Here is a 24,386-nt window from a genome sequence, read left to right as displayed (position 1 = left end):
CGTTCATATGCCAGCAAATTCTCCGTCAGATTCATCCATTTTAGCGCAATTAAGTGCTTACGGGCACAAGAAATTGGTTTTTTGTAATGATCCGGATACTGGTTTAAAAGCAATCATAGCCATTCATGATACGACGCTCGGGCCTGCTTTAGGCGGAACGCGGATGTGGAGTTATGCAACTGAAGGAGAAGCTTTGGAAGATGCCTTGCGTTTATCGCGCGGAATGACCTATAAAGCAGCCATAACCGGTTTAAATTTGGGTGGTGGAAAAGGCGTGATCATTGGCGATTCCAGAAAAGATAAAACAGAAACATTAATGCGGAGCTACGGCAGGTTTATTAAAAACCTGAATGGCGAATTCATTACTGCAGAGGAAATGGGAACCAATACGAAGGATATGGAATATATCCGGATGGAAACCAATCATGTTACCGGTGTACCCGAATCTATAGGTGGTGCCGGAAATCCTGCTCCTTTTACCGCTCAAGGTGTTTATTTAGGGATTAAGGCAAGTGTTAAAGAAGTTTTCGGAACCGATATGCTTGCCGGAAGAACCATTGTGGTGCAGGGGATAGGAAACGTTGGAGAACATTTGGTTGCTTTATTAAGAAAAGAAAATGCTGAGGTATTAATTAGCGACATTAACCAGGAACAACTTACTTATGTTGCCCGCAAATACAAAGCAAAACCAATAGAGGCTGATAAAATTTTCGGTATTGATGCCGATGTTTATGCGCCTTGTGCAATGGGAGCCACAGTGAACAACAAAACCATCGAGCGCATGAAGTTTGCAATTATTGCAGGTTCTGCAAACAATCAGCTTAAAGATGAAGTTTTGGATAGTGAATTACTATTGAAAAAAGGGATTTTATTTGCGCCTGACTACCTGATTAATGCAGGAGGATTAATTGCCTGCTATTCTGAGTTAACGGGCTTTGGTAAAAAACGGACTGTTCAGCTTACAGAAAATATTTACGATGCCACCAGGAGTGTAATCAAGTTAAGTAAATCTGAAAAAATATCAACAAATATTGCTGCAAATCGAATTGCTGAAAAACGAATTGCCGACATTAAAAAAATTAAATCATCATATTAATAATTATTAACAACAGGTTTTATAAACCGCACTCGTTCTTACATTCATGTTAAACAGAAGGCACTTAAGGATCAAAGCTTTGCAAAATATTTTTGCTTGGCACATGGCAGACAAAAAAGACATTAAAGGGGATTTAAAGCTCTTAATGCAAAGCATCGACAGCGTGTATGAAATGTACATCTGGATGTTATCGCTAATGGTAGAAGTGACCGAGTTCACTGCCAACGACGCTGCAGAGCGTGCCAATAAGCACATAAAGACTGCAGACGATTTAAATCCAAATTTGAAATTGCTACACAATAAGTTTAGCGTTTTAATGCAGCAAAACCCTGAGTATGTATCAGCGGTAAAGAAATACAAAGTTGATTGGGGCTTCGATCCTGAGATTCGCAAAACGGTATTCAATTCTTTAAAAGTTTCTCAGGAATATGCAGATTACCTGGCAGATTCTAACGAGAGTCTAGAATCATCAAAAGACATCATCAAATACATTTTTAGAAAAATTATCCTCAAAAACCAGGCTATTATTCAGGTTTTCGAAGAGAAGTTTATCAACTGGCAGGTCGATCACGAAGTGATGAAAGGAATGGTTGCTAAAACTTTGAAGAATTTTACTTTTGATGATCCATTCAAAAATAAACTAACTGAAATTAGCGCCGACTGGACCGAAGACAGCAAATTTGTACAGGATTTATTTGTACATACTTTGCAAAATGATGTGAAGTATCAGGAGATGATTGCCGAAAGAACTAAAAACTGGGAATCTGAACGTATTGCTTTAATGGATACGATTTTGATGAAAATGGCCATCTGTGAGCTGCTGAATTTCCCTTCTATTCCAGTTAAAGTAACCATTAACGAATATTTAGAGTTGTCAAAAGATTACAGTACACCGAAAAGTAATTCGTTTATAAACGGTATTTTGGACAAAATTTTAGGCGACCTGAAGAAAAACAATACCATTAAGAAAATTGGTCGCGGATTAATCGAAGAGTAATTATGAAAAAGGTATTCATTCTGGCTATAGCTGCCTTGTCTTTTACAGCATGTCGTAATGCAAATAATTCAACTACAGAAGTTGCAGGTTCAACCAACAAAACTGTTGTTTCTGCAGATGCGCCGGTAGTTGTGTTTGAAAGAGAGATTTTTGATTTCGGAAAAATTAAGCAGGGTGAAAAGGTTAATCACGAGTTTAAGTTCAAAAACACAGGAAAAAGTCCGCTAATTATTTCAAACGCTACCGCAACCTGTGGTTGTACTGTTCCGGAGTTTCCGAAAGAACCAATTTTGCCAGGTAAAGAGGGTGTTATAAAGGTGACTTTTAATAGCCAGGGCAAAGAAGGAATGCAGGATAAGGTGATTACCGTAAATTCTAACGCCAATCCGGCAACATCAAGTGTACACTTAGTAGGCGATGTTCGCTTGGGAAAATAGAATAAACGCCATTTGGCCGATTAAAAGTTAATATACAAATCAAATAAATAAGAAATGACATCAACAGTAATTTTACAGGCAGCAGGCGGAGGCAATATGCTAACTACTATCGTACCAATGGTATTAATTATGGTAGTTTTCTACTTTTTCATGATTCGCCCGCAGGTTAAAAAAGCTAAAGAGCATAAAAAATTAGTAGCCGAATTAAAAAAAGGTGATAAAATCATTACCACAGCTGGTATCCATGGTCGTATAGCAGATATGAATGAAACAACTTTCTTAATTGAAGTTGAAGGTGGCGTTAAAATTCGTTTTGACAAATCAGCTGTTTCTTTAGATGCAACAAAAGCAGTAACTGTACCTGCAAAAGTCTAAAATACTTATATCAGTATGGAAAGCCGTTGTTCACCAGAGCGACGGCTTTCTGTGTTTTAATTTGAATACTATTAGGTGAAGTGCGGCAGGAAAATTAAACATCAGGCTGAGCAATTTCTTTACTTCTTTGCATTATTTCTATTTGAGCACCTGTTTAGTTTTACTACATTTGGCGATAGTGTTATAAACGGTTTCGCATCGATAGTCAATTAGATCATAAAATATGCCTTTTATTAGATTAACCCAAATAGAAAAAAGACGTGTGTTTACACTCTTGGCCTGTTTGTTTCTGGCAATTGCAGCATGGCTTTTTATGGCATTGAACAATAAATATATTTATAACGCAAAAACAGTTTTGGTTTTTAAAAATGCGCCCACCCGCCGGGCATTTTATCCATTACAGTCAGATACAGTAGATTTGCAGGTAGAGGGAACGGGCTGGCAATTAATATTTTCACGTCTGCGGATTAGCCCGACCTCCATATCAGTGAGCCTTAGTCAGCTCAATACAAAAGATTTTATTACGTTTTCAGATCAGTTGTATAATGTAAACAGGCAGCTCGAAAGCACACAGAAAGTTATATCTGTGAAACCCGATACGTTGTACTTTGATTTCACCAAGAGAACAGTGAAAAAGGTTCCTATTAATCTGGTGAGTAAACTGGATTTTATCAGCCAATATGGAATATCCAGTGATATCATCCTGAATCCAAAATATGTAAAGGTAGCCGGACCTGCTGAAGAGTTGAATAAAATTACTTTCTGGCCAACTGATACTTTAAAATTAAGTAAAATTCAAGGCAGTACAACCGTTCGGATAGGTTTACAGCATAGCATTCACAAAAATGTAAGCATCTTCCCCTCATCGGTGGAGGTGAAGCTGCCCGTTGATGAGTTTACCGAAAAGACGATTGAAGTGCCCTTGAAGGTGATCAACAATAAGAATTACAACAGCATTAAGCTGTATCCGAAAAAAGTTAAGGTTACATTTTTAGTTGCGTTAGGTAATTATAGCCAGATAAATGAAAATTTTATCACTGCAACCGTAGATGTAAGCGAATGGAGGGATTTGGCACATAAGCAGTTTACGGTTAAGATTACAGAGTTCCCCGATTACTGTAAACTGATCAACGTTAATCCATCAAAAGTAGATTTTGTAGTAGAAAAATAATGTATAAAGTAGGTATTACAGGTGGAATAGGCAGTGGCAAAACAACTGTGTGCAAAGTTTTTGAAGTTTTAGGTATTCCGGTATTTTATGCTGATACTGTGGCTAAACAAATTATGGTAACAGATCAGTTGCTGGTTGATGGCGTACGATCAGCTTTTGGCGTGGAAAGTTATGCTTCTGATGGTAAACTGAACAATAAACACCTGGCTGGAATCGTTTTTAACAACGAAGCAGAACTTGCTAAATTAAATGCATTGGTTCACCCGGCTGTATTTAGGGCATTCGGGGAGTGGGAAAAGCAAGTTGATCCTACAGTGCCTTATACACTCAAAGAAGCCGCGCTTTTGTTTGAAAGCGGTTCTTATAAAATGTGCGATACATCTATTCTCGTAACTGCACCATTGAATTTGAAGCTAGCGAGAGTGATGCATCGCGATCAGGTTTCTGCAGAGCAGGTGAATGCCAGAATGGATAAGCAAATGACTGATGAAGCTAAAGCCAAAATGGCCAATCATTTTATTACAAATGATGAACAACATTCTATTATTGAGCAGGTTTTAGTATTGCATCAGCAGTTTCTTTTTGCTGCAGGCAATATTCAGTTGTAATTACTAATCTACATTTATCAATTCATAGCCAAACGTTTCGCTCGTTTAGATTTTTCCTAAACCTCAAATCCACGAAATACTCATCATGATTTTAGACGACTTTATCACCATCACACCTACTGGTTTATATTGTGTTTACGGCGATTTCTATTTAGATCCGCAACAGCCGGTAACGGAAGCTGTCGTTTCTCATGCGCATGGAGATCATGCCATTGGAGGAAGTCAGAATGTATATTGTACTGCTGCTACCGAATCTTTTATGAAACACCGTTACCGGAAGTTTGCAGCGGTTGATTTTCATATTAAATCATATCATCAGTCTTTTAAAATAAATGATGTGTCCATCACTTTTTATTCTGCGGGCCATATTTTAGGCTCTGCACAGGTATTAATGGAGTATCAGGGGATAAAATATCTTTACACCGGCGATTATAAAATTGAACCAGATCAAACCTGTGAACCTTTTGAATTTGTAAAGGCTGATATTTTGATCACAGAAAGCACCTTTGCGAATCCGGATACCAAACACCCATCACCGATAGTGGAAATTGAGAAGTTGAATGAAACCAATTCCAATATCATGCTCGGTGCTTATGCATTAGGAAAGAGTCAACGAATTATTCAATTGCTTAATCAACATTGTCCGGATAAAAATGTGATGGTTCACCACAGCATCATGCCTTTTGTAAAAATTTACGAAGATTATGGAATGAGATTAGGGAGTTATAAAATGTACGACCGAAAAGTGATGAAAAATATTCAGGAGCATCAGGTATATATTGTTCCCCCAATGGTTTTTCATAGTTACCATAAGGCTATTAATGTGGTTCGTGCTTTTGCTTCGGGCTGGAAAAATTTGCAGCAGCAGAATGGAATTTCACTATATATTTCTGATCATGCAGATTGGAATGCGATTTTAGAGACCATCGAAAAGGTAGCGCCACAACAGGTTTGGACTTTACACGGAGATGGAACCCAACTGAAAGACTATTATAAAGATCGGATGGAAGTGAAAATACTAAATTAATTGAAAGGATTTCGGGTTTTTCAAAATTAGCAAATGCTGAGCATTAAGTTTATTCAACACTCAATTGTTCACGCATTCAATCATTCACTCATTCAAAATTAAATATGAAAGAAGGCGAAGATTTTTATTTTAACGAAGATGGCCTGATGGTTTTTACAGAAGCTTATCATCTAAAACGTGGTTCCTGTTGCAAAAATAAGTGTAAGCATTGCCCGTGGGGATACGGGAAAAAGAAAGAGAAAAAATAGGGGCTCTATCGCGTTATTTCAATCTAACATGCTGATAGATATCTTTCAGCTTAATGTTAAAACCCAAGCTGAAAAAATTTAAACTTTCATCTACATTTTATATTCTTTTAATTCCCAATTTTCGTTTTCGTTGATGTGAAAAGCTTCAATAAAAATTTCAGTAGAATCGATCATAATATATTCCTTTAATGATGGAATGTCCCGGTAAAGCTTGAATTTATTACCTCTGTCATAATCTTTTGTAGATGGCGAAAGAATTTCAATGATCACAGTTGGTAGAAGAGCCGTATGCTCATCTTCTTCCAGGTGTTTAATGTCGTTGCAATAAATGGAGATATCGGGGTAGGTGAAAAGTGAGTTTTCGGGGATGTTCATTCTCATATCGCTCCCAAAGGGAATGCACTTCGACCCATATAACTTACTGCTAAGAAAACCAAAAGTGTTTGAAAAGATGAAGTTATGATTAAGACCTGCGCCAGACATTGATTTTGTATCTGTTGTACTAATCTCCCGTTGAAGTGGAAATATTTCGCCTTCAAAATATTCATGCTTTTCTTGCGAAGCATTCTCCATTTCAAGGTATTCGTGAACGGTGTAACGTCTCTTTTGGTATGCTACAGCAGGCTCATTTACAATCTCATCCATACAGCAAGATAGCAAAAATTATAGATTTTCTTATCGAAGGTTTTTTTGCTAAATGGCATCATGCTAATGATGACCTGCAAAAAAACCAATCAATGCAACACCTATCCCCAGTAAAACAGCCATCATTTTACGAAGGTTAATTTTATGGTCTGCGCTGGATTCAAATAAAATGGTAGTAGAAATATGAAGGAAAATCCCGATAACTACGCCCATAATTTTGTTGAAATAAGCTTCAACACCACCAATACTGCCATTACTTAGTCCAAGACTAACGTAAAATCCAAGCGGTGCCATAATGGCGAAAACCGCCAGATAAACAATGATGCTTCCTTTCTTGAAATGATTTTGCATCAAAATGCTGCCTAGCGCAAATGCAGCGGGAATGTGGTGCAATGATATGCCGAAAATTAACTCATTGTGCTGTTCTTTCGCTAATGGCATTCCCTCTAAAAATGCATGTAGGCAAAGGCTGATCATAATTCCAAACGGAAATATATGCCCATCTTGGTGTTTATGGATATGACCATGCTCTACTCCTTCAGAAAATTGCTCTAAAAATACCTGCAAGAGAAAGCCTACAAGAATAAAGATCCCAATTTCACTTTTATCCGGTCCGCTGAAGGCATCAGGGATTAAATGTAAAACGGTAATGGCAAATAGATAGGCACCACTGAAAGAAAGAATCAGTTTGAGTAATTTAGATTTATCACTTTTCACCAGGAATATTGTGGTTCCGCCAAGGAAGGCACAAAAGAATAGTACGCAGAATTTCCAGATTTCCATAGCTTAAAAATCAGGTTGTAATTTTTTAAACATTCTTGAACAGATAAACCCAATTAACGTTCCCAGTATTGCGCCTGCGGTAACATCAACCGGATAATGAACACCAACGTATACCTGTGCAAAACTGATAATAAATGCCCAGAAGATACCGATTGGTAGAATAGGTTTCCAACGGCTGTAAAAAATGCCGATAAGAAAAACAGCAATAGCAAAATGATTGGTGGCATGCGCCGATGGAAAGCTTAAGCCACTTCCACAAGGCACACGGTGAATAATATAATTTGTCAGATTAAAATCGTTACATGGACGAACCCTGGCAACCAATGGTTTAATGATTTTTGCAGAAATGGTATCGCCAGCTGCAAACGTAAACAGCAACATCCCAATAATGTAGTAGCCTTGTTTTCTATATTGTTTAATGCAAAAAATAACGATAAAAGCATATAGCGGTGACCAGAAATAGCGGTTCCGCATAAGCGGCATTAACCAATCAAAAAATCCGTTTGAAAGTCCACGGTGAATTTTGAGAAACAATTCCAGGTCAAATTGCTGTATGCTTTCTATCATGCTTTCTTACAAATTAGAATTAACCTGTCTGATGTACATTCATCGAAATCTTCCAGCTCATAATTTCCAAATGATTTATGGATGGTCATTCCTGCTTTTGTCATCATGCGCTCAAAGTCTGCAAAACTAAAGGCTTGTACACGCTCTTCGAAATTATAGATTTTGCCCTTGTCGTCGAAATTAATTTTTTTAATGATTTTTCCCTCAACTACATTTTTGGTAATGTTGAATGTGATTCCGTCCAGAGACTTTACTTCGCAAGAATTAAGGTTCCTGATAATTTTGCCCGTGTTAAAGTAATCAATCACTAAAACACCATCAGCTTTAAGACATTTTCTAAACGTCTTCAATGCATTAACGTGCTCTTTCTCTGTATCAAAATAACCAAAACTGGTAAAAAGATTTAAAGCAACATTATAATAATTAATATAGAAAAGCTTCCGCATATCATGCACGAGAAAATGAAGCTTACTATTTTCAAATTGCCGCGCATATTTAATGCTTTGTTCTGATAGATCAATTCCGGTAACATCAAAGCCTTTTTTATTCAGGTAAATGGAATGTCTGCCTTTTCCACAGGCAATATCAAGCATTTTCGAATCAGTATCCGGATGGAGAAATTCCGTTAGCCTGTCAATGAAGAATTCGGCTTCAGCATCATTTCTCTGTTGATAAAGAATATGATAATATGGCGAATTAAACCAATATTGAAACCATTTGCGTTGCATAAAAAAACTGTTTGTATTTTAAAAAGTTGCAAACTTAGATAAAATTGGATTAAACGCCGAACATTAAATGCAAAGCCGAAGCTGTATTAATATTCTTTGAGCAACCGTTAAAATAACCAAATTTGCGCAAATATAAGATTTTACCGTTGTATCAGTACGAGTATAACGTTTTTATGCAACAATATTGCAATATATTGAGCGCTTAAATAAATACTCATTGTCAACATCTTGATATCACAGCGGACTGGCAAAACCTGATCGTTCACTTCTATTAGATACCTCATATAAATAGATATAAATTAAATGTAAATTAACATCAGTGAGGGGCGGTTAATTGGCTGTCATCTTGTTTTTTTTCTTATTTTTGATGCTTATCATTAAATATAATAAGTGACTTTAATAAAATCAATTTCGGGAATAAGGGGAACAATAGGCGGACAGGCAGGAAATGGCTTAACGCCAATTGACATAGTGAAATTTACTGCTGCCTTTGGAAGTTGGGTTGTTCAGAAAACAGGAATTAAAAGAATTGTTTTAGGTCGCGATGCCCGTATTTCCGGCGAAATGGTTAACCATTTGGTAATTGGCACCTTGCAGGGACTTGGTATCGAAGTAATTGATTTAGGTTTATCCACTACACCCACTGTAGAAATTGCAGTACCAGAGGAAAACGCAGGTGGCGGGATCATTTTAACTGCAAGCCATAATCCTAAACAGTGGAACGCTTTAAAGTTGCTTAATGCAGATGGAGAGTTTATCAGCGATGCTGATGGCAAAGAGGTTTTAGACCTTGCCGAAAATGCGGCATTTGAGTTTGCCGATGTAGATAAATTAGGGAGAGTAATTAACAATGATACTTACCTTCAAAAACATATAGATAAGGTATTAGCCTTGCCCTTAGTAGATGTTGAAGCCATTAAGAACGCAGATTTCAAAATCGTTATTGATTGTGTTAACTCTACCGGAGGTATTTTTATTCCGGCTTTGTTAAAAGCATTGGGAGTTAAAAGGATTACTGAATTATATTGCACACCAGATGGCCATTTTCCGCATAATCCAGAGCCTTTACCAGAAAATCTGGGTGCTATTTCAAAAGAAGTGCAAAAGCAGAATGCAGATCTGGGCATTGTCGTAGATCCTGATGTAGATCGTTTATGCTTTGTAAATGAAGATGGCAGCATGTTTGGAGAAGAGTATACGCTGGTTGCCGTAGCCGATTATGTATTAAAAAACACGCCCGGAAACACGGTTTCCAATTTATCATCTACCCGTGCACTCCGTGATGTTACTGAAAAAGCAGGTGTTGAATATCATGCTTCTGCAGTAGGAGAGGTGAACGTGGTAAATAAAATGAAGGAAAGCAATGCCATCATTGGTGGCGAAGGGAATGGTGGTATCATCTATCCGGAATCTCATTATGGCAGAGATGCACTGGTTGGGATTGCGTTGTTTTTAACGCATTTGGCAAAATTTGGTAAGTCGATTTCGGTATTAAGAGGTAGCTATCCGCAATACTATATTTCAAAAAACAAAATTACGCTTACGCCAGAAATGGATATCGATAATCTGTTAAAGCAAGTGGAAGAAAAGTATCAAAGACAGCCACATAGTACAATAGATGGATTAAAGATTGAATTTGATAAAACATGGGTACATTTGAGACGCTCAAATACGGAGCCTATTATCCGGATTTACAGTGAGGCGGAAAATGAAACCGTAGCAGAAAGCCTCGCAAATAAGATCATTTCCGATATAAAAGAAATATTGCATTTGTAAAACTCAGATTGCTCCAAAAGATAGAATAAAATTAATAATGAGGTTATCATCCCAGGTGAAATCATTTAAATCGTCAGAACACATATGAAAAGGGTTTATTTAGATAATGCAGCTACAACACCGTTAGATAAAGAAGTAATTGCGGAAATGAGCAACGTGATGGAAAACTATTTTGGTAATCCTTCTGCAATTCATGCGCTTGGACGTGAGGTGCGAACTTTGGTTGAAAAAGCCCGTAAGAGTGTTGCTAATCTTTTAGGTGCCTCGCCGTCAGAAATTTTTTTTACATCAGGTGGCACAGAGGCTGATAATACCGCGATTCGTTGCGGCATTTCTGCCTATGGAATTAAACATGCCATTACCTCTAAAATAGAACATCATGCGGTAGAACAAACCTTAAATATAATGCTTAGAAATGGCGAGATAGATAAGCTTAGTTTCGTTAATATTGATGAAAAAGGGAATATTGATTATGCACACTTAGAGGAACTGTTGCAAAACAACGATCGTACTTTCGTTTCATTGATGCATGCCAATAACGAACTGGGTACGCTTACTGATATGATTAAAGTTGGTGATATCTGCGAGAAATACAATGCAATTTATCATGCAGATACAGTTCAAACGATGGGGCATTATGTTCACAATGTCCGCCAGTTGAAAGCCCACTTTATTGTTTGTGCAGCACACAAACTTCATGGTCCTAAAGGTGTCGGGTTCTTATATGTGAACAGTAGTGTGAAAATTCCACCAATGATTTATGGTGGCGCACAGGAACGCAACATGCGTGGGGGAACAGAGAATGTTTATGGAATAGTAGGTTTGGCAAAAGCATTGGAAATTGCTTATGCAGAAATGGAAGAGCACAAAAACTATATTCAGTCTTTAAAAGATTATTTAAAAGATCAACTTATTGCGGAAATTCCTGGGATTGCCTTTAACGGTGAAACCGATGCAGATAAAAGCCTTTACACAGTGCTAAATGTGTCTTTCCCTGAAATGGATATGGCAGATATGTTATTGTTTAACCTGGATATAAATGGTATTTGTGCCTCTGGCGGTAGCGCCTGCTCTTCCGGTTCAAACATCGGCTCGCATGTTCTAAACGGAATAAATGCTGATCCTAATCGCCCTTCCGTTCGTTTTTCTTTTAGCAAATACACGACTAAAGAAGAGTTAGATTATGTAATAGAAAAAGTTAAAATGGTGGTGAAGCAAAATGCATTAGCCTAAAATATCATTAACCAAATAGGATCAGTCTCGGAGAAATCTGAGACTTTTTTTATGAGATTTTTTTTTTGGAAAATCAAGACTAGTTCTTTGATCATTGTCAGTCTATCATACCCCATTGTGCAGTTAACCAAAGCACCTTTTTGTAACCTTAGCATGTTGTTATCTTCACGCTAATAATAACTAAATAGACCAAATTTTATATTCCTTGTAAATCTGAAATTAAAACGTTAAATTTAATTATACAAAGGCAAACCAAAAAGCCAATATATCTTCTTCCTCTACGATACCTTATCAGATCCCATGGTATAAGGTAAAGCAAAATGTAAAATAATTTTTATAGGTTCTTCAGCAGAGAATTAACTGTATTTGAAATTTATCTAACCATGGAAGTGCAAGCTTCCTCTAAACTTGTTGTTATGGAAAACGATCAAACTAATGCTCATCCTGAAACTTCAGGATTGAGCGAGAAACTATCAGAAGATAGAAAACACATTTACAAATTCATTTTATCACCTTTCTCTTTTGAATCTTCACATCACTTCAATAAAGTTCACAAGCGGAAATTCAATTCTTTTGGCTGTATTCATGAATTAAGGAAATTACCGGGCGCAATGTTATAGTGATTTATTTCCTATTAAGCCAATGTCTTTTGCAAAAGGATGGTTAGCGTTATGCATTAAATTCATTCCAAAAACAGCTGCTTAAAAACAATATTATTTTTGATGTGTTTCTATAGTACATCAATTTTAAATCACTATGGAAACCAATAAAGAAAAAGGAAAAGTTGTTGAGAATGAATTACTCGATAAAACTGCAGAAGATGTTAAAGATGATAGAAAGTTAGACGAAAATAAGTCATCAAAAGTAGCTACCAACTTATTTAATAAAGATAAGGATCGTAAGAATAACTCTTTTGGCCCGGGCCACGAGCCAGGTACAACACCAGGTTCAGGAATCTAGTGCTGATCAGCATTATTTCAGGTTAAATTATTAAATTTAAGCCACAGCATATCGTTGTGGCTTTTATTATGAGCAAAATGGAAAGAAGAAAATTTATCAGAGATTCAGCATTGGCAATGGCACTTTTGTCTATTTATAAAAGTGATGTTTTTGCAAACCAAAAATCTTTTGCACATCTCTTTAAACCTTTGAGAAATAATGTAGGTATTTTCACAGCGCAAGGTGGAACAATCGGCTGGTTAAACTCCTCAAGTGGCTTTGCCGTTATTGACTCGCAGTTTCCAACATCGGCGCCACATGTTATTGAAGAATTAAAAAAACTTGGAGAAAAGCCCTTCAAGTATTTAATCAATACGCACCACCATGGTGACCATACTGCCGGAAATATTGCATTTAAGGGGCTCGCTGAAAAGGTAGTAGCCCACCAAAATTCATTGGTTAATCAGAAAAGAGCGGCCGAGAAAGCAAATAATTTAGATCAGGTTTTGTTACCTGATACCACCTTTGGTATCGGTTGGAAAGCTCCAGTTGGAGATGAAAAAATCAGTGCCTATTACTATGGCTCAGGCCATACCAACGGAGATGCCGTTTATCATTTTGAAAATGCAAATATTGTTCACGTAGGTGATTTGGTTTCCAATAGAAAATATCCCTATATCGACCGGGAAAATGGCGCTCATATTGGAAACTGGATTGTTGCTTTGGATAAAATCCATAATCAGTTTGATAATGATACAATGTTTATATTCGGACATAGCCGCGAACCAGAGAAGGTAACCGGGAACAAGGCTGATGTAAAGGCTTTTCGGAATTACTTACAGCATTTGTTAACTTTTGTAAGCGGAGCAATCAAAGCTGGGAAAAGCAAAGAAGATATTTTAAAAGCCACAGCTATTCCTAATGGGGAAGAATGGCAGGGGGATGGGATTCAGAGAAGCCTGAGTGCAGCATACGATGAACTGAAAGGAGTTTAGTTTTTTCTTTCAAAATGAAATTGAAATTTTGTGCTTAAACTTTATGCAAATGTGCTTAGAATATTACCAAATCTATTTTCAATTTAAAAACATTCTATATTCAAAATACTTTTAAAGTAGCAGATTAAAAGGCATATAAGTAATTCGCTATCAGTTATATTTGCGTCATACCAAATCCAAATATCAGATATGGATGATTTTTTAGCTGCACGATCCCAGATGGCCTTATCCTTAGGCTTTCACATTATTTTTTCTTGTATCGGAATGGTGATGCCGTTTTTTATGGCAGTATCACACTATAAATGGTTAAAAACCAACGATGAGGTTTATAAAAACCTGACTAAGGCCTGGAGTAAAGGCGTGGCAATCTTCTTTGCTACAGGCGCAGTATCTGGTACCATGTTGTCTTTTGAGCTGGGTTTACTCTGGCCAAAATTTATGGAGCACGCCGGTCCGATTTTCGGAATGCCTTTTTCACTTGAAGGAACAGCCTTTTTTATCGAAGCTATTGCATTGGGCTTTTTCCTTTACGGATGGAATAAACTGAATAAATGGTTTCATTGGTTTACCGGAATGGTGGTTGGTGTAAGTGGCTTAGCCTCAGGAATATTAGTGGTTGCTGCGAATGCCTGGATGAATAGTCCGGCAGGATTCGATTTTGTTAACGGACAATATCTCAATGTCGATCCAATTCAGGCCATGTTTAATAAGGCATGGTTTTCTCAGGCTTTGCACATGTGTTTGGCAGCCTTTACAGCGACTGGGTTTGCAGTGGCTGGAGTACACGCCTTAATGATTTTAAGAAATCAAAATAAAGTATTTCATTTGAGGGCGTTTAAAATTGCGGCTGTATTTGCCTGTATTGGTGCCCTGCTTCAACCATTAAGTGGCGATATATCTGCAAAGGATGTAGCGAAGCGGCAACCAGCAAAGCTTGCGGCAATGGAGGCGCTTTATAAAACAGAAAAACCTGCTCCCTTGTTAATCGGCGGGATTGTAAATGAAAAAGAACAAACCGTAAAGGGTGCGATTAAGATCCCGGGTGCTTTAAGTTTCCTCGCCCATGGCGATTTTAAAGGGGAAGTAAAAGGTTTGGACCAGATTCCTAAAAATGAGCAACCGCCAGTAGCCATTACTCATTATGCTTTTCAGATTATGGTTGGCATTGGTACACTGCTGGCAATGATCTCGCTGGTGTTTTTCATCAATTTATTTAGAAAAAAATCATTTTTAGAGAAAACCTGGCTGCTCAAATTATTTGTGTTTGCTATCCCGCTGGGTTATGTTGCGCTGGAGGCAGGTTGGGTAGTCACGGAGGTTGGGCGGCAGCCATGGATTATTTATGGAATTATGCGTACGAAAGATGCCGTAACCCCTATGCCTGGTATCGCTTATTCCTTTTATATATTTTCAGCAATTTATATCTCGCTTAGCATCGTTGTAACGTTTCTTTTATACAGGCAAATTAAAATGGTTCCTGTATTGTATAATAATCCAACAACAGAAACCCTAAATCATTAATTATGGAATACGTTGTCGTCACCTTTTTATGTTTGGGTATTCTTCTTTATTTCCTTTTAGGCGGAGCTGATTTTGGGGCCGGAATAATCGAACTGTTTACATCAGCAAAAAATAGAAGTAAAACCCGCAAAACGATGTATCAGGCCATTGGCCCGGTTTGGGAAGCCAACCATATGTGGTTGATCATTGCGATTGTGATCTTGTTTGTTGGCTTCCCACATATTTATACCACAATGTCGGTATATCTTCATATTCCCCTTCTTATCATGCTTATTGGTATTATCGCCCGGGGAACGGCTTTTGTGTTTCGCCATTATGATGCCATTAAGGATGATATGCAATGGCTTTACAATCGTATTTTCAGGTATTCCAGTTTCATAACTCCTTTGTTTTTAGGCATTATTGCCGGAAGCGTAATTTCCGGGCATATTGATACGGAAGCCAAAGATTTCCTATCGGCCTACATCTGGAGCTGGTTAAACTGGTTTTCTGTTTCTGTTGGACTTTTTACCGTGGCGTTGTGCGGCTTTTTAGCAGCGATTTACCTGATTGGCGAAACGGAGGATGCGCAGGATAAACGCCGTTTTATTAAGAAGGCTGAATATATGAATATTGCTGCGGTAGTATTTGGTGCAATGGTATTTATTGCTGCACAACTGGATAAAATTCCATTAATTGATTGGGTATTCAAAAACACAGTAGGCCTAGGGGCAATTATTTTAGCGAGTTTGTCGCTGATACTGCTTTGGTATCTCCTTATCAAAGGAAAAACTAAAATTCTTCGTGTTCTGGCAGGCTTTCAGGTGACCATGATTTTGGTGGCTATCAGCTATGCACATTTTCCAAATTTCATCCGGTTAAAAAATGGCAATTCGATTTCGCTTTTTGAAACCGTTGGACCAGAAAAAACGATTTATAGTTTGGGTTTAGCACTTCTTCTTGGAAGCATCCTGATCTTGCCTTTTTTAGGTTATTTGTTTTATAAGTTTCAGAAGAAAGAGGAGTAGCGGGAAGGTTGCCATTGGTAAGTAGATGGGACGAGAATCATTTTAATCAAGTTAAACCATAAGGATTTAGGTCTGATCACGTTTAAAAATTTAAGGCAGCCGTAAAGTGTATCTAAATAAAAAAAGAGCACCTGTTTCCAAATGCTCCTTTCTAAATCTTATAAAATGTTTTTACATTCCGCCTTTGCGGTTAGATTTAGATTGAACTGGCCAGGTTGCTGGCTTGCCGGTACGTTCGTTAACAGGCAAATCTGTGGCTTTTTCTGTTGATGTTTTTTCGGGATCTTCGCAAGCCATATAGACCATAATTGCAGCTAAGATTACATTGCTGCGAATTTCGTCGAATACTAATTTGTCATAGCTATCGCGGTTAGTATGCCAGGTATAAGTTCCATAATCCCAACTGGTGGAGCTTAATGAATAACCCAAAGCACCTGCTGCAACGAATGATGCAAAATCAGAGCCGCCGGCTCCCGGCATTCCTGGAAAGCTGGTTTTGATTTGATTTTTAATAGTATCAGGTACTGCGTTTAGCCAACTGGTGATATAGTTTTTCGATTTTGCAAACCCTTGTCCGCCGATGTTTACTACTCTACCTGTTCCGTTATCCTGGTTAAATAGCGCCTGTAAATTATTTACAACTTCCGGATGGTCCTCTACAAATGCCCTTGAGCCATTTAAACCTTGTTCTTCACTTCCCCAGTGTCCAACTAAAATGGTACGTTTTGGATTTGGATAGAACTTCTTCAAAATGCGCATGGCTTCCATCATCATAATTGTTCCTGATCCGTTATCGGTTGCCCCACTGGCCCCATCCCAGGAATCGAAGTGAGCAGACAGCATTACATATTCCTTTGGTTTTTGCTTGCCTTTAATCTCAGCAATAGTATTGAACGTTGGTACGGCACCTAATTTTTTAGATTCTGATTCGATCTTTAACATAGGCTTATTACCATTTAAAGCCAGGCGATAAACTAATCCATAATCTTCCACTGATAAATCTAATGTCGGAACTTTAGTAGTATTGGCGCCGAAAATTTTATCTACCCCAAATCCTTGCGACCAGTTATTAATGACCACAGCAACAGCTCCGGCATTTTCTAAAGCTACCGGAAGCGTTTTTGCATTGTAACCGGTTTTTGTCATGCTCGCTGTCCACGCCTTTAATGCCTCAGTTTTTTCTTTTTTAAATTTTTCAAATAAATCTTTCGTTGCAAATTCTTCCCAGTTCTTTTCCGGCCTGCCAGAAAGTTGATTCATAGAGATTAACACGATCTTTCCATTAACATTCGGTAACCATTTTTGGAAAGCGACCGAATCTGTAATTGCAGGAAGGATAATCGCTTCTGCATTAATCGTTTTGCCATTGGTAGATGGACTCCATGCTAATTGAGTACCTTCTAAAGATCTTACTCTTGGGCTTACCAAATCGATGTGGGTAACGCCCCTTTCCCAGCCTGCCCATTCGCCCCACTTTTCATTTTTTGCCGAAATTCCCCAGTCGCTATATTTCTTTACAGCCCAGTCATTTGCTTGTTTCATTTGTGGAGAACCAACTAAACGTGGCCCCACAACATCTAAAAGCTCGTGCGCCAGTTTTTCCAACTGAGAATTTTCATGTACTTCTTTTACAATGTTATCGATTACCTTTTTGTCTTGAGCAAATGTAAAGCCCGAAGCAAATAGGAGTAGGGTTGGTAGGAGTAACTTTTTATTCATAATTAAGATTAGTTTTTTGATCTCGCTAATTTAGCTAATAAGGGGAGGGGAAACGGATGTTAATAGAAATGTTGCAGATTGGATGGTTTAGAGTATTCTATTACAAACTGGCAAAGGGATTTGGCTTTGATTATATATTTGCCCCATTGAATAAATTCAATGGCAATGAAATGCAAGGTGTCTAAAGCGATCGCTGTTACCATCATTGCCGTCCTGTTTCAATGGACAGCGAGATAATGATTTAAAACATGAGTGTATGTAATTGCAATTATGATTGCCATTGCCTAAATTCAATGGCAATGAAATGCAAGGTGTCTAAAGCGATCGCTATTACCATCATTGCCGTCCTGTTTCAACGGATGGAGGAAATGTGTTTAAAGATAGTTAGGTATGGAATCGCAATTATGATGATTGCCATTGCTTAAATTCAATGGCGATGAAATGCAAGGTGTCTAAAGCGGTCGCTATCACCCTCATTCCGTCCTGTTTCAACAGGCGGCCTAAATATTCATTCAAGTTAACCTAAACATTTTAGGTTTTAGAAAGGAAACTGTCATTGCTAAGAATCACAGCCCAATATTATCTAAACCTGATTGCCGCGGTAGCTCCCGATTTTTATCGGGACTAAAAGCAAAAAGCAGGACTGAAATAACCGAAGTATTTCAAGCCCTGCTTTTCTTATTATTTTTTACCAAATTAATTATTCATCATCTTTATAAAAGCACTTAATTTTGCTTTCATTGCTCTTCTATCTACGATAAAATCAAGAAATCCATGCTCCAGAACAAATTCTGATGTCTGGAAACCCTTTGGAAGATCTTTTTTAATGGTTTCTTTGATTACCCTCGGACCAGCAAAGCCGATTAAAGCACCGGGTTCTGCAACGTTAATATCGCCGAGCATGGCATATGATGCAGTAACGCCACCAGTGGTAGGGTCTGTTAATAAAGAAATATATGGGATTTTTGCCTGGCTCAATAAGGCGAGTTTAGCTGAAGTCTTAGCCATTTGCATTAATGAAAATGCAGCTTCCATCATTCGTGCACCTCCTGATTTTGAAATCATGAGGAATGGAATTTTATGTTTAATGGAATGATCGATGGAACGGGCAATTTTCTCACCTACTACCGAACCCATAGATCCGCCAATGAAGGCAAAATCCATACAGGCAATTACGAGTTCCTGCCCATCAATTTTACCTACACCTGCCCGGATTGCGTCTTTTAGACCAGTTTTAGCCTGACTTTCTACAATTCTATCAGTATAAGGTTTGTTGTCGTTGAAGTTTAATGGATCGCCGGATGTTAGGTTTGCAAAAAGCTCTTTAAATTCATTGTTATCAAATAAAACTTCAAAATATTCTTTAGAACCTACCCTCAAATGGTAATTACAGTAGTGACAAACGTATTTGTTTTCCTGCAATTCTGTTTGATGTAGCGGTTTTTTGCAATTTGGACACTTATTCCACACGCCATCCGGTGCCTCTTTCTTCTCTTCCGTTGTGGTGATGATACCTTTATTTTCTCTCTTAAACCAAGCCATATAATTTTTTAAAGAATTGGATTGCAAAGAAACGAAAAATATAATAAAGTAGACCCTTATCATGAGTAAAATAGTCATATACCCGTAGCCGATTCTGAAATTCAGAAATGTTCCGTAATTAATTAAAAACTTGCCTTTGCGGTTTAGAAGCCAGAAATTGCCAGCAAGAGTGTGTAGTTTCTACACTAAGGATAATGCGATTCTTACACTAAACAGCCTCTATTTCATTGTCAAGCAAATAATTCTGTTGTTACAAAAGCTTGGAATGTTATTTTTTTTTATAACTTCGGACTTAATAAAATTAACAAGAGATGAGTTTAAAAGGCTACAAAGGCGTAATTTACGGAGATGCCGTTCAAGAATTATTTGAGCAGGCTAAAAAACATCAGTTTGCTTTACCAGCAGTAAACGTAACCGGTACAAATACGGTTAACGCGGTATTGGAAACTGCTAAGGCAGTAAATTCGCCTGTTATGATTCAATTATCTAATGGTGGTGCGCAATTTTACGCAGGTAAATCTTTAGATAATGAGAAATTGCAGGCATGTATTTTAGGAGCAGTATCTGCAGCTAAACATGTACATTTATTAGCAGAACATTATGGTGTTGCGGTGGTTTTACACACAGACCATGCTGCAAAAAAATTATTGCCCTGGATTGACGGCCTTTTAGATCATGGTGAAAAGTTCTTCGCTGAAACCGGAAAACCTTTGTTTTCGTCTCACATGTTGGATTTATCTGAAGAGTCGATCGAAGAAAACATGGAAATCTCTGCCAAATATCTTGAGCGCATGTCTAAAATGAACATGACGATCGAAATTGAATTAGGTGTTACCGGTGGTGAAGAAGATGGTGTGGATAACAGTGATGTTGATAGCTCTAAACTATATACTCAGCCAAGTGAGGTTGCTTATGCTTATGAGGAATTAAGTAAAGTGTCACCACGTTTTACGGTTGCAGCTGCATTTGGAAATGTTCACGGTGTTTACAAACCAGGTAATGTGAAATTACAACCAGTTATTTTGAAAAATTCTCAGGATTTTGTAAAAGAGAAATTTGCATTAACCGCTGAGAAGCCAATTAACTTCGTATTCCACGGCGGTTCTGGCTCTTCTCAGGAAGAAATCAGAGAGGCAATTTCTTATGGTGCAATTAAAATGAATATCGATACTGATATGCAATGGGCATTCTGGGAAGGTATTTTAGAATATTATAAAAAGAACGAAGCATTCCTTCAGGGCCAGATTGGTAACCCTGATGGTGATGATAAACCGAACAAAAAATATTATGATCCACGTGTTTGGTTACGCAAAGGTGAAGAAACATTTGTGAAGCGTTTAACTGCTGCATTTGAAGATTTAAATTGCATCAACGCAAACGATAAATTATAATCTGAGTTGATTTTTATGATTTAATAGTGAGTTTATCATTTAAAAATCATTCATTCATAATTCAATAAATAGCGCCGTAGGTTGGAAAACTTATGGCGCTTTTGTTTGTTTTTATGATTACATTTAAGCAAACGAAATGTGATGATAAAATCTAAAACAGGCATTAAAAAAAATAATCTTTTTGAGAAATTTGCTAATGCGGCAACAAAATTTACGGGCAGTTCATTTGCTTTTATTGCTGCTACGACAATCGTTTTACTATGGGCAGTAACCGGGCCGGTATTTCATTATTCAGAAACCTGGCAATTAGTTATCAATACAGGAACAACAATTATTACCTTTCTGATGGTTTTTCTGATTCAAAAGGCACAGAATAAGGACGGGAAAGCCATTCAATTGAAATTGAACGAACTTATTGCCGCTCAGCAAGGTGCCAGTAACCGCATGGTTGATATTGAAGATTTGAGTGAGCAGGAGTTGGATCAACTTCATAAATTTTATGTTACGATTGCCACACTTGCCAAAAAAGAGGCCGATATTCACTGCTCTCATTCTATTGATGTAGCGAAAGAGCTGAATGAAACGAAATTAAAGACGAATAAACATTTTAAACACGATAAATCATGAGCTTACAGGTTCAAAAAGTTATCCATCCAGAGGAGTTAGATAAAGTATTTGCGATACGTAAAATTGTTTTTGTTGACGAGCAGAATTGTCCGCCTGAATTGGAATGGGAAAATGAAGATGTTTCCACCCATTTCCTGGCCACTAATAATGGACAACCGTGTGGGGCGTGCCGCTGGCGTAAAACTGATGCTGGGTATAAACTGGAGAGATTTGCGGTATTAAAAGATTTCAGGGGACAAGGTGTCGGCAGGGCTTTAATTGCAGAGGCGCTGTCTGATTTACCTGAAGATGCTCATTATATTTATTTAAACTCCCAGTTAGATGCGATGAGTTTATATGCGAAATTTGGTTTCGTTGCAGAAGGTGAGCAGTTTGATGAGGCCGGTATACAGCATCTTAAAATGGTGAAGAAGGTTTAGCTTTATTCGCCACGGAAACATGGAATACACAGGATATTTTCCGTGAAATCTGCATTTCCGTGTAGAAATAATAGGCTACCCAAATATTTTCCCGGATAAAACCAAGGCTTCATTCCATTTATCCATATTTAAATTCAAGCTTTCACCCTTTAAATCTAAAAAGCTAATTACCTCTTCTGTAGCAATGTTTCCGGTAAGATCGTCTGCTGCCATAGGGCAACCGCCAAAACCTTTTAATGCTGAATCTATCCGTTTTACGCCAGAGTGATAGGCTGCTTCAATTTTTTCAGTGCGATCGGCGGGGGTGGAGTGGAGGTGGATACCGATTTCTGTATTTTTAAAATTCGAGATCAGTCTAGGTAAGATATTGTTGATATTCTCAGGAGTAGATACGCCAACGGTATCTGCCAAAGAGAGAATTTGAACGCCTTGATTTACCAACACATCAGCCCAATGCGCTACAATTTCATAATTCCACTCGTCTCCATACGGATTTCCAAAACCCATCGATAAATAAACTACCGCCGTTTTATTATTTTGATCACACCGGGAAAGCATTTCTTCAACGGTGTGGAGAGATTGCGTAATACTGGAGTTGGTATTACGTTGCTGAAAGGTTTCAGAGATTGAAAAGGGAAAACCAAGGTAAGTGATCTCCGGATGCTTAATAGCTTCTTCTACACCCCTTAGATTTGCAACAATTGCCAAAAGCTTCGTTTTAGTAGCGCTCAAATCCAAATTAGCCAAAACTTCGGCTGTATCAGCCAATTGTGGAATGGATTTCGGCGAAACAAAACTTCCAAAATCAAGCGTATCAAAGCCAACCTGAAGAAGCAAATTCAGGTATTCAGCTTTAAATGCCGTCGGTACAAAATCATGCAATCCCTGCATGGCATCACGCGGACACTCCACTAATTTAAATTTGTTTTGGCTCATTGAACTATTGGTTATTCGCCACTAAGGTCGCAAAGTTTTTGCTATGAAAAAAGTTACTAAAACAAACTGCACTCGTTTTAATTTCCCCTAACGACTAACGACTAACGACTAACGACTAACGACTAACGACTAACGACTAACGACTAACTTCCTTCACACTTTCCACTTCCTTTCGGTAATCTACACTTCTATCTTTTGCGAACGTTCTGATGATTAATCTTGTTCCGCGGTCATAACTAAAATAGCTCCAAAGCCAGTTTACAAAAACTATAATCTTGTTTCTGAAACCGACCAGGCTCATCAGGTGAACGAACATCCAGGTAAACCAGGCGAATACGCCCTGAAAGCGTATTTTGCCGATATCTACAACTGCTTTGTTCCTGCCAACTGTTGCCATTGAGCCTTTGTCGAAATACTTAAAAGGTTCTAAAGGCTTATTTTCGATGATGTTAACCAGGTTTTTGGCTAAATGATGTCCTTGCTGAATGGCAACCGGAGCAACTCCGGGATGGCCATTTGGAGTTGCTTCATCAATAATTGAGGCAACATCCCCAATCGCATAAACGTTGTTATACCCAACAATGAGGTTTTGCTGGTCTGTTTTTAACCGGCCTCCACGAACAACTTCTGCCCGATCTAAGCCAGCCACTAATTCGCCTTTTACACCAGCGCTCCAAATTACAGTTGATGCCATAATAGGATCTTTATCCTGCAGGGTAAGCGTTAATCCATCGTAACCCAATACCCGGGTTTCATTCATCACCCGTACACCCATCTCAATCAGGAATTCTTTAGACTTAACCTGTGCCTGGGGCGACATTGGGCCTAACAGTTCGGGAGAATTTTCAACCAGATAGATGTTTATTTTATTTAAATCCATTTCTGGATAATCATTCGGAATGACATGCTTTTTAAGTTCTGCAATGGCTCCGGATGTTTCTACACCTGTTGGTCCGCCACCAACTACTACGAAGTTTAACAATGCATGTTTTTTAATTACATCCGTTTCGATGAGGGATTTTTCGAAATTCTGTAAAATCAGGCTTCTTAAATCCAATGCTTCGGGAATCGATTTCATTGGCATTGAGTTTTGTTCAATCTCTTTATTGCCAAAAAAATTACTCGTAGAACCAGTAGCAAGAACTAAATAATCGTAACTAATGTCACCGATATCAGTTTTCAAACAATTTTTTTCAGCATCGATATTTTTAACTTTCGTTACCCTAAACGTGAGATTCTTTTGTCCTTTAAAAATTTTGCGAAGGGGAAAGGCAATAGATTCAGCTTCTAAACCTCCGGTTGCTACCTGATAGAGGAGGGGTTGAAAAGTATGGTAATTGTGTTTATCTAACATGACAACCTGGAAAGGTTTTTTTTTCAGTCGCTTGGCCAGTTCAATTCCGCCAAATCCGCCGCCAACAATCACTATTCTAGGGTGTTCACTTTTAGGAAGCTGTAAATCCATTCTCTATTGGTTTATTGTTTTACTAATCTAACAAAAAGATACTTAAAAGGTTTACAACCGGCAATTCCCCTTCTTCAATTAGCGCTTTGGATTTTATAACATCCGGGTTAGCAAGTACGGCGAACCTCTGGTTT

The 24,386-nt window shown here is 38.0% G+C and carries 26 protein-coding genes; 18 read left to right on the top strand and 8 right to left on the bottom strand.

Annotated features, from left to right (window positions below; all coding sequences use genetic code 11):
• The first annotated feature begins 7 nt into the window (after window positions 1-7).
• The 8 genes from GJU39_RS03900 (at window position 8) to GJU39_RS23395 (ending at window position 5,959) form a co-directional block, all read left to right on the top strand.
• Window positions 8-1,096, top strand: a complete 1,089-nt coding sequence (locus tag GJU39_RS03900) for a Glu/Leu/Phe/Val family dehydrogenase (RefSeq protein WP_154279384.1) — start codon at window positions 8-10, stop codon at window positions 1,094-1,096.
• Window positions 1,097-1,142: 46 nt separating this feature from the next.
• The gene (nusB, locus tag GJU39_RS03895; protein ID WP_154279383.1) at window positions 1,143-2,093 is read left to right on the top strand and encodes a transcription antitermination factor NusB; all 951 of its coding nucleotides are present in this window, start codon (window positions 1,143-1,145) and stop codon (window positions 2,091-2,093) included.
• A 2-nt stretch (window positions 2,094-2,095) separates the two neighbouring features.
• On the top strand, window positions 2,096-2,530 hold the full coding sequence (locus GJU39_RS03890) for a DUF1573 domain-containing protein (RefSeq protein ID WP_154279382.1): 435 nt from the start codon (window positions 2,096-2,098) through the stop codon (window positions 2,528-2,530).
• Window positions 2,531-2,584: 54 nt separating this feature from the next.
• Window positions 2,585-2,905 carry a preprotein translocase subunit YajC gene (yajC, locus tag GJU39_RS03885; RefSeq protein ID WP_154279381.1) on the top strand — a complete coding sequence of 107 codons (321 nt, stop codon included), beginning with the start codon at window positions 2,585-2,587 and terminating at the stop codon, window positions 2,903-2,905.
• Window positions 2,906-3,128: 223 nt separating this feature from the next.
• A complete protein-coding gene (locus GJU39_RS03880) occupies window positions 3,129-4,076 on the top strand; it encodes a CdaR family protein (RefSeq protein WP_245227684.1) in 948 nt (315 codons plus the stop codon).
• Entirely contained in the window at window positions 4,076-4,684 is a 609-nt protein-coding gene (coaE, locus tag GJU39_RS03875) for a dephospho-CoA kinase (protein ID WP_154279380.1), read from the top strand. Before GJU39_RS03880 ends, coaE begins: the two co-directional genes overlap by 1 nt.
• Window positions 4,685-4,769: 85 nt before the next feature.
• Window positions 4,770-5,711, top strand: a complete 942-nt coding sequence (locus GJU39_RS03870; RefSeq protein ID WP_154279379.1) for an exonuclease — start codon at window positions 4,770-4,772, stop codon at window positions 5,709-5,711.
• Between the two features lie 104 nt (window positions 5,712-5,815).
• Window positions 5,816-5,959 (top strand): DUF5522 domain-containing protein, encoded by a 144-nt coding sequence (locus GJU39_RS23395; RefSeq protein ID WP_167515635.1) that lies wholly within the window; start codon window positions 5,816-5,818, stop codon window positions 5,957-5,959.
• A gap of 90 nt (window positions 5,960-6,049) precedes the next feature.
• Here the strand turns inward: GJU39_RS23395 and GJU39_RS03865 are convergent, their stop codons facing one another.
• From GJU39_RS03865 to GJU39_RS03850, 4 genes are all read right to left on the bottom strand, one after another.
• Window positions 6,050-6,604 (bottom strand): Uma2 family endonuclease, encoded by a 555-nt coding sequence (locus tag GJU39_RS03865; protein WP_154279378.1) that lies wholly within the window; start codon window positions 6,602-6,604, stop codon window positions 6,050-6,052.
• 63 nt (window positions 6,605-6,667) lie between these two features.
• Complete coding sequence (locus tag GJU39_RS03860; protein ID WP_154279377.1) at window positions 6,668-7,387, bottom strand: ZIP family metal transporter; 720 nt, start codon at window positions 7,385-7,387, stop codon at window positions 6,668-6,670.
• Between the two features lie 3 nt (window positions 7,388-7,390).
• Window positions 7,391-7,954 (bottom strand): phosphatase PAP2 family protein, encoded by a 564-nt coding sequence (locus GJU39_RS03855; RefSeq protein ID WP_154279376.1) that lies wholly within the window; start codon window positions 7,952-7,954, stop codon window positions 7,391-7,393.
• Window positions 7,951-8,682: a class I SAM-dependent methyltransferase gene (locus GJU39_RS03850; RefSeq protein ID WP_154279375.1), complete on the bottom strand. Its 732-nt coding sequence runs from the start codon at window positions 8,680-8,682 to the stop codon at window positions 7,951-7,953. Before GJU39_RS03850 ends, GJU39_RS03855 begins: the two co-directional genes overlap by 4 nt.
• A 390-nt stretch (window positions 8,683-9,072) precedes the next feature.
• Here GJU39_RS03850 and glmM point away from each other — a divergent pair, with 390 nt between their 5' ends.
• From glmM to GJU39_RS03815, 7 genes are all read left to right on the top strand, one after another.
• Window positions 9,073-10,458: a phosphoglucosamine mutase gene (glmM, locus tag GJU39_RS03845; protein ID WP_342448174.1), complete on the top strand. Its 1,386-nt coding sequence runs from the start codon at window positions 9,073-9,075 to the stop codon at window positions 10,456-10,458.
• Between the two features lie 84 nt (window positions 10,459-10,542).
• Window positions 10,543-11,691: a cysteine desulfurase family protein gene (locus tag GJU39_RS03840; RefSeq protein ID WP_154279374.1), complete on the top strand. Its 1,149-nt coding sequence runs from the start codon at window positions 10,543-10,545 to the stop codon at window positions 11,689-11,691.
• 416 nt (window positions 11,692-12,107) lie between these two features.
• Window positions 12,108-12,311, top strand: coding sequence for a hypothetical protein (locus GJU39_RS03835; RefSeq protein WP_154279373.1), 204 nt, complete (start codon window positions 12,108-12,110; stop codon window positions 12,309-12,311).
• Window positions 12,312-12,447: 136 nt separating this feature from the next.
• The gene (locus GJU39_RS03830) at window positions 12,448-12,651 is read left to right on the top strand and encodes a hypothetical protein (protein ID WP_154279372.1); all 204 of its coding nucleotides are present in this window, start codon (window positions 12,448-12,450) and stop codon (window positions 12,649-12,651) included.
• A 77-nt stretch (window positions 12,652-12,728) separates the two neighbouring features.
• Window positions 12,729-13,625 (top strand): MBL fold metallo-hydrolase, encoded by an 897-nt coding sequence (locus GJU39_RS03825; protein ID WP_154279371.1) that lies wholly within the window; start codon window positions 12,729-12,731, stop codon window positions 13,623-13,625.
• Between the two features lie 189 nt (window positions 13,626-13,814).
• Window positions 13,815-15,146, top strand: coding sequence for a cytochrome ubiquinol oxidase subunit I (locus tag GJU39_RS03820; RefSeq protein ID WP_154279370.1), 1,332 nt, complete (start codon window positions 13,815-13,817; stop codon window positions 15,144-15,146).
• A 2-nt stretch (window positions 15,147-15,148) separates the two neighbouring features.
• Window positions 15,149-16,153, top strand: coding sequence for a cytochrome d ubiquinol oxidase subunit II (locus tag GJU39_RS03815; protein WP_154279369.1), 1,005 nt, complete (start codon window positions 15,149-15,151; stop codon window positions 16,151-16,153).
• A gap of 171 nt (window positions 16,154-16,324) precedes the next feature.
• On the opposite strand, the gene GJU39_RS03810 is transcribed toward GJU39_RS03815, so the two are convergent.
• Entirely contained in the window at window positions 16,325-17,872 is a 1,548-nt protein-coding gene (locus GJU39_RS03810) for a M20/M25/M40 family metallo-hydrolase (RefSeq protein WP_154279368.1), read from the bottom strand.
• Window positions 17,873-18,568: 696 nt separating this feature from the next.
• The gene (gene accD, locus GJU39_RS03805) at window positions 18,569-19,414 is read right to left on the bottom strand and encodes an acetyl-CoA carboxylase, carboxyltransferase subunit beta (RefSeq protein WP_154279367.1); all 846 of its coding nucleotides are present in this window, start codon (window positions 19,412-19,414) and stop codon (window positions 18,569-18,571) included.
• Window positions 19,415-19,725: 311 nt separating this feature from the next.
• Here accD and fbaA point away from each other — a divergent pair, with 311 nt between their 5' ends.
• The 3 genes from fbaA to GJU39_RS03790 all read left to right on the top strand — a co-directional run bounded on the left by fbaA (window position 19,726) and on the right by GJU39_RS03790 (window position 21,851).
• Entirely contained in the window at window positions 19,726-20,805 is a 1,080-nt protein-coding gene (gene fbaA, locus GJU39_RS03800) for a class II fructose-bisphosphate aldolase (RefSeq protein WP_154279366.1), read from the top strand.
• A gap of 141 nt (window positions 20,806-20,946) precedes the next feature.
• A complete protein-coding gene (locus tag GJU39_RS03795; protein ID WP_154279365.1) occupies window positions 20,947-21,432 on the top strand; it encodes a low affinity iron permease family protein in 486 nt (161 codons plus the stop codon).
• Window positions 21,429-21,851, top strand: coding sequence for a GNAT family N-acetyltransferase (locus GJU39_RS03790; protein WP_154279364.1), 423 nt, complete (start codon window positions 21,429-21,431; stop codon window positions 21,849-21,851). The genes GJU39_RS03795 and GJU39_RS03790 overlap by 4 nt, the downstream gene beginning before the upstream one ends.
• Before the next feature lie 75 nt (window positions 21,852-21,926).
• On the opposite strand, the gene GJU39_RS03785 is transcribed toward GJU39_RS03790, so the two are convergent.
• Together GJU39_RS03785 and GJU39_RS03780 are read right to left on the bottom strand one after the other, a co-directional pair.
• Entirely contained in the window at window positions 21,927-22,787 is an 861-nt protein-coding gene (locus GJU39_RS03785) for a hydroxymethylglutaryl-CoA lyase (protein WP_154279363.1), read from the bottom strand.
• A 136-nt stretch (window positions 22,788-22,923) separates the two neighbouring features.
• Window positions 22,924-24,252 (bottom strand): NAD(P)/FAD-dependent oxidoreductase, encoded by a 1,329-nt coding sequence (locus GJU39_RS03780; RefSeq protein WP_154279362.1) that lies wholly within the window; start codon window positions 24,250-24,252, stop codon window positions 22,924-22,926.
• Window positions 24,253-24,386: the final 134 nt, after the last annotated feature.

The organism is Pedobacter petrophilus (assembly GCF_009674725.1).
GTDB classification, from domain to species: Bacteria; Bacteroidota; Bacteroidia; order Sphingobacteriales; family Sphingobacteriaceae; genus Pedobacter; species Pedobacter petrophilus.
The sequence above is the reverse complement of the archived record's forward strand: the minus strand, read 5'-3'. Positions and strand labels throughout refer to the sequence as shown.

Excerpts from the sequence above, each read along its gene's own strand:
- GJU39_RS03900 (WP_154279384.1), top strand. The coding sequence starts at position 8 with ATGCCAGCAAATTCTCCGTCAGATTCATCCATTTTAGCGCAATTAAGT.
- nusB (WP_154279383.1), top strand. The coding sequence starts at position 1,143 with ATGTTAAACAGAAGGCACTTAAGGATCAAAGCTTTGCAAAATATTTTT.
- GJU39_RS03890 (WP_154279382.1), top strand. The coding sequence starts at position 2,096 with ATGAAAAAGGTATTCATTCTGGCTATAGCTGCCTTGTCTTTTACAGCA.
- yajC (WP_154279381.1), top strand. The coding sequence starts at position 2,585 with ATGACATCAACAGTAATTTTACAGGCAGCAGGCGGAGGCAATATGCTA.
- GJU39_RS03880 (WP_245227684.1), top strand. The coding sequence starts at position 3,129 with ATGCCTTTTATTAGATTAACCCAAATAGAAAAAAGACGTGTGTTTACA.
- coaE (WP_154279380.1), top strand. The coding sequence starts at position 4,076 with ATGTATAAAGTAGGTATTACAGGTGGAATAGGCAGTGGCAAAACAACT.
- GJU39_RS03870 (WP_154279379.1), top strand. The coding sequence starts at position 4,770 with ATGATTTTAGACGACTTTATCACCATCACACCTACTGGTTTATATTGT.
- GJU39_RS23395 (WP_167515635.1), top strand. The coding sequence starts at position 5,816 with ATGAAAGAAGGCGAAGATTTTTATTTTAACGAAGATGGCCTGATGGTT.
- GJU39_RS03865 (WP_154279378.1), bottom strand. The coding sequence starts at position 6,604 with ATGGATGAGATTGTAAATGAGCCTGCTGTAGCATACCAAAAGAGACGT.
- GJU39_RS03860 (WP_154279377.1), bottom strand. The coding sequence starts at position 7,387 with ATGGAAATCTGGAAATTCTGCGTACTATTCTTTTGTGCCTTCCTTGGC.
- GJU39_RS03855 (WP_154279376.1), bottom strand. The coding sequence starts at position 7,954 with ATGATAGAAAGCATACAGCAATTTGACCTGGAATTGTTTCTCAAAATT.
- GJU39_RS03850 (WP_154279375.1), bottom strand. The coding sequence starts at position 8,682 with ATGCAACGCAAATGGTTTCAATATTGGTTTAATTCGCCATATTATCAT.
- GJU39_RS03840 (WP_154279374.1), top strand. The coding sequence starts at position 10,543 with ATGAAAAGGGTTTATTTAGATAATGCAGCTACAACACCGTTAGATAAA.
- GJU39_RS03835 (WP_154279373.1), top strand. The coding sequence starts at position 12,108 with ATGGAAAACGATCAAACTAATGCTCATCCTGAAACTTCAGGATTGAGC.
- GJU39_RS03830 (WP_154279372.1), top strand. The coding sequence starts at position 12,448 with ATGGAAACCAATAAAGAAAAAGGAAAAGTTGTTGAGAATGAATTACTC.
- GJU39_RS03825 (WP_154279371.1), top strand. The coding sequence starts at position 12,729 with ATGGAAAGAAGAAAATTTATCAGAGATTCAGCATTGGCAATGGCACTT.
- GJU39_RS03820 (WP_154279370.1), top strand. The coding sequence starts at position 13,815 with ATGGATGATTTTTTAGCTGCACGATCCCAGATGGCCTTATCCTTAGGC.
- GJU39_RS03815 (WP_154279369.1), top strand. The coding sequence starts at position 15,149 with ATGGAATACGTTGTCGTCACCTTTTTATGTTTGGGTATTCTTCTTTAT.
- GJU39_RS03810 (WP_154279368.1), bottom strand. The coding sequence starts at position 17,872 with ATGAATAAAAAGTTACTCCTACCAACCCTACTCCTATTTGCTTCGGGC.
- accD (WP_154279367.1), bottom strand. The coding sequence starts at position 19,414 with ATGGCTTGGTTTAAGAGAGAAAATAAAGGTATCATCACCACAACGGAA.
- fbaA (WP_154279366.1), top strand. The coding sequence starts at position 19,726 with ATGAGTTTAAAAGGCTACAAAGGCGTAATTTACGGAGATGCCGTTCAA.
- GJU39_RS03795 (WP_154279365.1), top strand. The coding sequence starts at position 20,947 with ATGATAAAATCTAAAACAGGCATTAAAAAAAATAATCTTTTTGAGAAA.
- GJU39_RS03790 (WP_154279364.1), top strand. The coding sequence starts at position 21,429 with ATGAGCTTACAGGTTCAAAAAGTTATCCATCCAGAGGAGTTAGATAAA.
- GJU39_RS03785 (WP_154279363.1), bottom strand. The coding sequence starts at position 22,787 with ATGAGCCAAAACAAATTTAAATTAGTGGAGTGTCCGCGTGATGCCATG.
- GJU39_RS03780 (WP_154279362.1), bottom strand. The coding sequence starts at position 24,252 with ATGGATTTACAGCTTCCTAAAAGTGAACACCCTAGAATAGTGATTGTT.